Annotated in this window: 9 protein-coding genes; 6 read left to right on the top strand and 3 right to left on the bottom strand. The window is 37.8% G+C overall.

The window, feature by feature from the left end; translation table 11 throughout:
• The first annotated feature begins 117 nt into the window (after nucleotides 1-117).
• From LC419_RS00915 to LC419_RS00890, 6 genes are all read left to right on the top strand, one after another.
• Nucleotides 118-3696, top strand: coding sequence for a T9SS type A sorting domain-containing protein (locus LC419_RS00915; protein ID WP_223605572.1), 3579 nt, complete (start codon nucleotides 118-120; stop codon nucleotides 3694-3696).
• A gap of 143 nt (nucleotides 3697-3839) precedes the next feature.
• On the top strand, nucleotides 3840-4250 hold the full coding sequence (locus LC419_RS00910) for a 5-fold beta-flower protein (protein ID WP_223605571.1): 411 nt from the start codon (nucleotides 3840-3842) through the stop codon (nucleotides 4248-4250).
• Between the two features lie 272 nt (nucleotides 4251-4522).
• The gene (locus tag LC419_RS00905) at nucleotides 4523-5191 is read left to right on the top strand and encodes a hypothetical protein (RefSeq protein ID WP_223605570.1); all 669 of its coding nucleotides are present in this window, start codon (nucleotides 4523-4525) and stop codon (nucleotides 5189-5191) included.
• A 55-nt stretch (nucleotides 5192-5246) separates the two neighbouring features.
• On the top strand, nucleotides 5247-5795 hold the full coding sequence (locus LC419_RS00900; RefSeq protein ID WP_223605569.1) for a hypothetical protein: 549 nt from the start codon (nucleotides 5247-5249) through the stop codon (nucleotides 5793-5795).
• Nucleotides 5796-5867: 72 nt separating this feature from the next.
• The gene (locus LC419_RS00895; RefSeq protein WP_223605568.1) at nucleotides 5868-6524 is read left to right on the top strand and encodes a hypothetical protein; all 657 of its coding nucleotides are present in this window, start codon (nucleotides 5868-5870) and stop codon (nucleotides 6522-6524) included.
• Nucleotides 6525-6563: 39 nt separating this feature from the next.
• On the top strand, nucleotides 6564-6800 hold the full coding sequence (locus LC419_RS00890; RefSeq protein ID WP_223605567.1) for a hypothetical protein: 237 nt from the start codon (nucleotides 6564-6566) through the stop codon (nucleotides 6798-6800).
• Nucleotides 6801-6920: 120 nt separating this feature from the next.
• On the opposite strand, the gene LC419_RS00885 is transcribed toward LC419_RS00890, so the two are convergent.
• From LC419_RS00885 to LC419_RS00875, 3 genes are all read right to left on the bottom strand, one after another.
• Entirely contained in the window at nucleotides 6921-7472 is a 552-nt protein-coding gene (locus LC419_RS00885) for a hypothetical protein (RefSeq protein ID WP_223605566.1), read from the bottom strand.
• A 187-nt stretch (nucleotides 7473-7659) separates the two neighbouring features.
• Complete coding sequence (locus LC419_RS00880) at nucleotides 7660-8355, bottom strand: hypothetical protein (protein WP_223605565.1); 696 nt, start codon at nucleotides 8353-8355, stop codon at nucleotides 7660-7662.
• Nucleotides 8356-8844: 489 nt separating this feature from the next.
• A complete protein-coding gene (locus tag LC419_RS00875) occupies nucleotides 8845-9525 on the bottom strand; it encodes a hypothetical protein (protein ID WP_223605564.1) in 681 nt (226 codons plus the stop codon).
• Nucleotides 9526-9547 lie beyond the last annotated feature (22 nt).

The raw sequence follows: 9547 nt of genomic DNA, 5'->3' as shown, positions 1-9547 counted from the left end.
TTTAGTGATGGTTTTATGATTTTTATTCAATTAAACATTAAAAAAATCAGTTAAGCCTTAGCGGGCCTGTCATAAAATAAACAATTGAAAATTAAAAAACTACTAACCTAACTTAAAATGAGAAGAATATGCTTTTTATTGTTAATTTTCCTTTATAGTATTGTCTCTGCACAATTGACGTACACGACGTACAATACTGCAAATTCGGGGATAGCCAGCAACAATATCAGTGACATTAAGATCGATAATACCGGTTTGCTGTGGATAGCAACCAACAATGGAATTTCGACATTCAACGGAACCGCTTTTACCAATTACAACACAGGTAATTCCGGCATTGCATCCAATGCTATCAAAGAAATAGAAATTGATGGTTTAGGGAGAAAATGGATGGCTACCCAGAATAACGGAATTATTGTATTCAACGGAACAACCTGGACTAATTACACAACCGCCAACTCCGGCCTTCCCAGCAATGCAGTTAAAAATATTGCTGTAGACACGGCCAATAATTTATGGGTGATCACAACAGACGGGCTTACTAAATTTAATGGGACAACATGGACGACCAATTCCTCTTTTCCCAATATAAACTCCCTGAAGACTGACACAAATGGTGGAGTCTGGGTTACCAATAACGGGGCACTGTACAAATTTGACGGTACCAATTTTAATTTCATCGTACAGGATGCCGAGAAAGTAGTGAAAATTGATGATAATATTGTATATGTTGACACCAATAGCGGGATGCTTACCTATTCTATTTTTGGAGCTTTACTCAACACGTATTCTATAGGGAGCTCTTGCGTGGCCAATTCTTCAATAAATACCCTTGATGTAGATAGTAACAATGAAGTATGGATTGGCTACGGAGGAAGCGGGTTACAAAACTTTAGTGATTGCGTTACCTATACATCGGCAGGTGCCGGCCTTCCCAACAACACTCTCAATGTTGTGAAAACCCAGAACACCAATACGATCTGGATAGGATATACACAGCAGGGACTCGTTAAAGCGATTCCTCAAAACGCAACAGGTTGCTGGCAAACGATCAGTGCTGGAGACTATTATTCAGCAGGTATTAAAACAGACGGTACCTTATGGGTATGGGGGAGCAATTCTTCCAGCCAGCTTGGAGACGCAGGAGTTATTCGAAGAAATGCTCCAATGCAGGTTGGAACAGCAAGCGACTGGAAAACAGTAAGTACCGGATATGACCATACAGTGGCCATTAAGACGGATGGAACTTTATGGGCCTGGGGAGCGAACCGATATGGACAGTTGGGAGATAATACGACCATCATCAGGACTACTCCGGTCAAAATAGGAACAGCAACCAATTGGAAAGCTGTTAGTGCCGGAGATTCCCATACATTAGCCCTTAAAACAGACGGAACCCTCTGGTCTTGGGGGAGAAATTTTGACGGGCAGTTAGGAGATGGATCCAAAATCGATCGATATATTCCGTTCAAAGTAGGAAACGGCACCAATTGGGATAAAATATCTGCCGGAGACTATTATTCCGTAGGTATCAAAACAGACGGAACCTTATGGACCTGGGGGAGAAATACCAACGGAGAATTAGGGAATGGAACTACCGCAACTACGATCTATGATGTTTCTCCAAAACAGATAGGAACTGCTACAAACTGGCTGAAGATAGCCGCAGGAGGGAGTCATACATTAGCATTAAAATCCACCGGAACCCTTTGGGGCTGGGGATCCAATGGATCAGGTCAGTTGGGAGACGGAACCACAGTGGCTAAAAAAGCTCCGACCCAAATCGGAACAGCAAGCAATTGGATCCGTATAGATGCAGCATCAGGAGAATCTGTTGGAATAAGAACAGGGGGAACACTCTGGGGCTGGGGTAGCAATTCATCCGGAATGTTTGGAAGCGGAACAACGGACATTACATCACCAACACAATTGGGCACCACTACGGATAATATGATGATTTCCATCGGATACTCGCATCTTCTTACCCAAGCTTTTTCCGGATCTTTAAGAGTTTCCGGATCTAACACCAATGGTCAGTTGGGTGATGGTACCTTTATTGAAAAAAACACACTTACATCTGTAGCTTGTCCTTCAAACTGTGCTGTTCCAACACAGCTTTCTGCTACTAATATTACTTCGGGGACGGCTACCCTTAACTGGACGGCGCCGACAACGGCACCAGCTAACGGATATCTGTATACCTACAGCACCAACCCAATTATTGGAGGTATCAATGAAACAACAACTTCTACAACAGTCAATCTGGATAATCTGTTGCCAGGGACTACCTACTATTACTGGGTAGCAGCTCATTGCGCAACGAGCCAGACAAGTTGGATTCCGGGTGGGACCTTTACCACACTTTCTGGCGGCACAGGCTGCTGGAACATTGTAAGTTCAGGAGATAACTATACGTTAGCAACGAAAACAGACGGAACATTATGGGCATGGGGAATCAATGAATACGGACAATTGGGAGATGGGACTACGACCAACAGATCGACTCCAACACCTATAGCCATTTCAAATGTCTGGAAAATAGCTACCGCATATAATCATACAGTGGTTATTAAAACAGACGGAACGCTATGGGCGTGGGGTAATAATCAATTCGGACAATTGGGAGACGGAACGACCAACAACAGAACAAGTCCGTTGAAAATAGGATCGGCAAACGACTGGGTAAGTGTTACCGTTGGAAATAATTTTACATTAGCCCTAAAAGCCAACGGAACACTATGGGCGTGGGGACATAATAATTATGGTAACTATGGAGATGGAAGTACCTACAGCAGAATTGTACCCACACAGGTAGGAACTGCCGCTGACTGGCGAAGTATTGCTGCCGGAGACGATCATGCTTTAGGAATAAAAACAGACGGAACCCTTTGGGCATGGGGTCAGAATTATTCCGGACAATTAGGGAACGAAAATACAACCAGTAAAACAACGCCGGTAAGAATAACAACGGCGACAAACTGGAAAAGTGTTGATGCTGCCGGAGATCACTCTATGGCTATGAAAACAGATGGAACTATTTGGAGCTGGGGCAATAATTTATCCGGACAATTGGGGAACGGATCCAGAAGTTCCAGAACATCGCCGGGTCAGGTAGGAACAGCCACCGACTGGAAAAGTTTTGATACGGCGAATTTTAATTCAGTAGCCATCAAAACAGACGGGACTCTATGGTCTTGGGGAAGTAGTGAGAGAGGACAGATAGGAGACGGTACAGGCATCTCGAGATTAACCCCCGTACTTATTGGAACAGCTACCGACAGAAAAATGGCAGTAGCAGGGAGTAATAATTCATTTGTTATTAGTAACACCGGATTTTTATCAGGGAGCGGAGACAATAGAAAGAGCCAGCTCGGAGATGGTACACTTATCCAAAGAAGAATCTTTAGTCCTATTGGCTGCACATCAGGTGCTGTTTTAAGAACTGATGAAGTTTCAGCACAGAAAGATCAACTGAAAGTATTTCCGAATCCGGTAAGTGATATCCTGACGGTTTCTTTTGACCAAAAGATTCTTTCGGTAACAGTTTACAATATGGCCGGTCAGCAGGTGCTTACTAAAGCGATCAATGATACCAAAGGAACGATTGATGTTTCTGCTTTCCCATCAGGCGTTTATCAGGTGAAAGTAAATGCAGTGAATAATTTCGTGAAAACGGTAAAAGTGATCAAGCGATAAACATGATCAATGATCGTGCGGAAGCAGGATCTATAAAAAATAGCGTCACTTATCTTTTAAGTGGCGCTGTTTTTTTAAGAGGAATCTGTATTTTTAGCAGATCAAATACATCAAAAACAATAACCATTAAAAAATTAAAAATCATGAAAAAAATAGGAGTCATTGGTTTTCTTCTTTTCAGCTTTTCGATGGCAAGTGCACAAACCATAGAATCGGGAAGCCGCAGTACGACGGGTTACATCAAATCAGATGGAACCATTGAAAACAGCAGCCGTTCCACCGTAGGGTATATCAAGTCGGACGGAACCATTGAGAATAAAAGCCGCTCAACCATCGGTTATATCAAAAGTGACGGGACTATAGAAAATAGCAGCCGTTCTACTGTAGGTTATGTTAAAAAAGACGGTACCGTAGAAAACAGCAGCCGTTCAACCATTGGCTACATCAAAGACGATGGAACGGTAGAAAACAGCAGTCGCAGCACGATTGGCTATGCCAGAGGCATTAAAAAAGAGTGGGCAGCAGTTGTGTATTTCTTTTTTAAGTTAAATTAATCATCTGCGTTAAAAGGTAAAATCAACCCGTTGGCTGGATAAGTTAAAAGGTAAGGCCCGGATTGTATCATCTGAGCTTTTATTCAATAAAATTTGTACCTCATCCCGGATCAACGATTAACATCACCCTGAAAGATCATAATACCAAAGATGAAACTGAATATTTCTTACCATCTTGATAAACCCGGTTTTATACTGCATATAGAAATAACTAACGATACCGATAAGGGCAGATGTTTTTACTTTTATAACCCACTCTAAAAGCTGATTAAATGAATACCGAACTCCATGAACTCCTTTATTACTTCAATGAAGAAGGATACGAAGGATATGACTTAAACGAAGTACAACTCCTTGCAAAAATAGATTCTGACAGAGTTGATCACTTAAAAAGACTTCTTCATGATGAAAACCGATATTTAGCTTGTCAGGCCATGCTTATTTTAATCGCGTGGTCTATACCGGAAGGTTTTGAATTCCTTGACCTTTTCATTGCCGAAAAATGGGACGAAAAAGAGAGCTTTGAACCTCACAGGCTCCATGGTGAAGATAATGCTTATGATGTCATCACCAATGCATTGTACATCGCAACATTCAATGGAAAAAGTGAACAGGAATTATATCCTTATATCCAACAGTTTTTACATCTGTATGGTGACCGGTTCTTTGAATGTAACCTGAAGGATTTTCTCTTAAAGAAAGATTGCGCGCCACTTTTGAAGGAAATAGAACAGGCCATGCAAAAGGCTTTAGAAAACAAAAGGTACTACCAGGCCAGTCAGTTGTTTCCGGTACTTGTTCATTATGACAAAAACACATGGAGAAAATACCTGGATAGTTTTCGGTCTTTGATCAGTCAGGATAACAGGATTACATATAATATTCAAGAAGCAGAAAAAATAGCTGATAATCTTCTAAAAGACGGTGAACCTCTATCATAAAATGCATGATCATTCAATCTCTAAATGAGCGTATTTAACATTAACAAAATAGCCAATGGAATCAATACAGGAACTCAAACAATCCAACGCAATATTGCAGTCAGCTTTAAACGATATTCGTGAAAAAATAATTGATGAGTTGGTGAATGTCCTCAGTGGAAAAGCTGTTGTGATGCTTCCCAATTTTAGCAAAGAGGATATTGCTGCACATAATTTTGAATACCGTCACGAGTGGTTTACCATGGTGTTTTTTGGCTCCAATGCAGCTGGTTTAACTATTACGGAAGAAAACGATTTCTTAAGAAATGAGTTGAATGATTATTTCTCAAGGTCAGAAGAATTACTGGATGCAGTCAGTGATTTGGAGGATGATTTTGAGCATGAAGAGGAATGGGAAGAAATGATGGAAGAATACGAGCAGGAAAAGTATGAAATTTTTGACGATTGGTTTACATCCTGCTGGGAAGAAGCTCAAAAAAGCACAGGCAGCAAAGTGCCGACTTATTTTTCAATTGACGAAATGTATTCCGGGGTAGAATTGATGTCTTCAGACAGCGTTGAAATCAACAAGAATCAAATCAATATGAGACGGTATACTCATTAATGATGAGTTATCCTCAATTATTCCAGCGCAATTGATCTACCCAAACAAAGTTTTAATGAATCAGAACAACCCATGTATACAGATTTAGAAGACCGGCTAACGAAAAAATACTATCGTGAAATCGTAGAAAAAGCTTTAGCACGGGCCAAAGAAGAATATGAGCAATTTCCCGATAATTCCATGAACATTTCTTTTTACCGTCAATTGGTGGATATAAAAAAAACGGTCATTGATGATCATACAGCATATACGGAAGATGAAGCGTATCAGAAATATCCAATGGCGGTAATGGTTGTAAGGAATTTTCTCGGAGAAGAATCCAATACGGAGTATGCGAAAATGCTGCAAGATATCGTTTGGGGCATATCATTATATCCTGCTATGATGGAAAACATTGAAATGATCAGGCGGAAATTATTTGACGGAGATGAAGAAAAAGCTCTCAAACATGTTTTTGCAATTGAAAATCAAACGTTCAAACTGATGGATTTTTACAACCATCCATTACGAGAATTAAAAAAAGAAATAAGGGATCAAAGTCTTAATACCCTAATGAAAGAAAGTAAGTTCAATCCGGTCGATAGTTTTATTGAAAAGTATGTATCTGAAGATGGATTGGAAATTCATTATGTAAAGAGAAATGAGGCGATCTACCTGTTTTCCTATGGAGAATATCAGCCGGGGAGGTATCTGTTATTTTTAGAAGGGATCTGCCGCTATACAACGTGAGAACATACTGCTTGATGAAAATAGGTTAGAATTGAAACAATGAACAAAAAGAAATTACTCGAACAAAAAGAATGGCAATATTATGTTTACGAAGAGGACGGCCATATTACAGTATTTGTTCCTATTGCCAGACCAATCCCGGGATTCGATATCATATATACCTTGAATGAATCTGAGAAGGAAGAATATCTGCATACAGGCATCAAAGCCCTTGAAGACAGGATAGAAGATATGAAAGTAAATTTTTCAAACTATGAAATGAATTCCTGGAGGTAATAAGAACTTATTCCCTGCCGGCGTGGGTGCCTGATAGGTAAGAATGGGCAGTATTAAAAATCACAATCTCCAAAGTCAGGAGAGTTCAGAGATTGGATGTGCTTTTTTTAAATAATGCCGTTACTTTTTAGGCGCATTAAATATTGAATAGTATAAAAAAATGGGAAACTTCTCAAACGTTTCCGTTTTACCCAGCGTATATTCAGTAGGGCCGAATACCTGGGAGAAATCCAGAATAGTAGAGGTTTTTGCCGGAGATACCGCGATCATTTTTATTAAGCTGGTCGCTGATGCTTCTGTTTCGTAGGTGAATAAAAGGGTTTTACGGTCTGAACTGTATATTTTATAATGATAGATTCGTGCTTTTAGCTTGGTATCAACGCCTGTACCATCCAGCTTGGCTTTGTACATTAATTTTTTGGTACCGTCTTCCGTAATGTATACATCCGCATTTTTATAGCTGGCATCATAGGTAAAGGTAACCTGATCGTTGGTCTTATAATAATAGCTTATGGCTTTCTCGCCTCCGGCCATCACCTGACCTTCAGCATCTTTAGGCATTTCCATAGGTCCGTGTGCTGATGGAGCCATCTGTTTCTTTTTTTGAGCCGTTACATTCATTGCCGAGCATAGCACTACAATAGCGGCTAACACTAGTCTTGAGTTTTTCATGGTTTTTTTTGCAATGTTAGATAAATTATAGTTACAAAAAAATAAGAGTTCTTATTTTTTTGTAAGAAAGTTTTGGTGATGATGTTAAATAAAGTCCATTAAGCGAAAAAGTCTTTATTTAGAAGAGAAAATAGTAACCTTGAAGTAGAAATTTTTCCAGTTAAAAGAATATTTTTAAATAAAATTTTCATTGTTTTTCACCACACGTAAGGCAAATATCATCAATATCTATTACATTTCCCATGCAATCTTTAATATGACAATCCACTCTTTTTATTTCATTCTCAGAATTACAATTGATACAGTATAAAAGTTTTGAAGAAGGTTTATTGGGCGTGAGAAATGCCCATTTACTTTTTAATTGTTCACCTTTTGAGTTTATTTCATAAAAACAAGCTGGGCAAAGATATCTTCTTCCACTCAAATCAAAATTTAAAAATTTTTTTAGTTGTTTTACACCAATTGTCACTTCCAGAAAATCTAAAAATTTATATGATTGTATACTCTCAAAATTCCAACTATAGTAACCAAAAAGAGGATTCGATTGATTCCATTTTTTTATATCATTAAACCATTGATCTTTTCCAAAAAAATAAGTATATGCTGTTAGTATATCAAGTATTAGAGTACTTGGATTATTTAATATATTTCCAGCTCCATGAATTGCCTTATTTCTATTTTGGCGAATATCTTCAATAAACTTTATTTTTTCTGAATTCAGTTTACCATTAGTTACAGTACAAAAAGTATTAAGAAGGTTCTCTCCTGCATATGTGTACATAGTGGAGTAATCTACATCTTTACTTTTTGGTAGACTCGGCCAATCTGATCTTTTTTGTTCAAGAAGTAAATAAGGCGAATTTCTTACAATTACACTTTTCATATAAGTTTCAATTCCTTGATGTAATAAGATAATAGATGTTCTAAATGTAGGCTTGTTATGCTCCCAAACCTCATTTAAAGGTACTTCTTCATTTATATTATTATTATTATTATTATTATCATATTCTTTATAATTACAATAAATTCTAAAAAATGATTCAAGTGCTTGAATTAAACATTCTTTTTGCTACTTTTTCAAAATCCTCATATTCTGGTATATTAGTTATCATTAACTCTAATGTATATAGTGTTTACAACTGTGACATTACTGGTTTTGGTTCTTCCATTTAAAATATCAATTTCAAGAAAATTTTAATAAATAGTTTTGTAAAGCGTCATTACAATAAAATTAAATTTTATTATATATTTAGTAGACCGATTCAATTTGAAATCAATAAATTCCTGCTGGTGCGTGCATATTGCCCGTGTCCTATAAGTACAATGAGCACTGAAACCACTCTTTTGCAAACTAATGTTAACAGAATTTCAATTAATAATACTCAAATTCTCTTTCTATCTTTTGCTGTAAAGTTCCATGATCATCCACTAATTCTTCATAAACAGAATTGCCATACCGGTCTAGCTTTATATTTTTATAAATTAGCCTGGATTTTTTGTGATTCATTAAATCTTCAAAAAGCATTTCACTTTTTACATCATTGGTATAGGAGTAAATAATGATATTTTTAATTGGGGTTCCATTAAAATGTCCGGTTTCTTCTGTTTTTGCAAGACGGTTATTTTTGTCCAGATACAATAACTTGTTGAGCGACATGACGGTAATCTCAGAATTTGAAACCCTTCTGTACAACGAATCGGAAACTTTCTCAAAATAGCCTTTAGCTTGTACGTTTTTGTTTTCAGCATTAATGGTTTCGAAATGCCTTTTCGCTTTATCCTTCGAATCATAGATAAGAATGTCACTCATCATTCTTTTACCTGGCGATTCGCTTTTGGCTACATTATAGCTTTCCTTTTTTGTCAGAAAACCATCTTTATCAAAATAAGAAATACTTTTATCCGTATTCTGATTGGCAAAAGTGACGATCTCCGTAATTTTTTTAGGATGCCCTACATAATTAGAAAATGTCAGATCATTAACGATTGATTTTTCCTGACAGCTGACAAGAGCATATAATAGAATAAAGAGATAGCTCAATTTTATGTTCATGGGGAAGCGTTTGGTGTTCTGT

Source organism: Chryseobacterium sp. OSA05B, from assembly GCF_019970065.1.
GTDB lineage: Bacteria > Bacteroidota > Bacteroidia > Flavobacteriales > Weeksellaceae > Chryseobacterium.
This window is presented reverse-complemented; position numbering and strand designations above follow the sequence as displayed.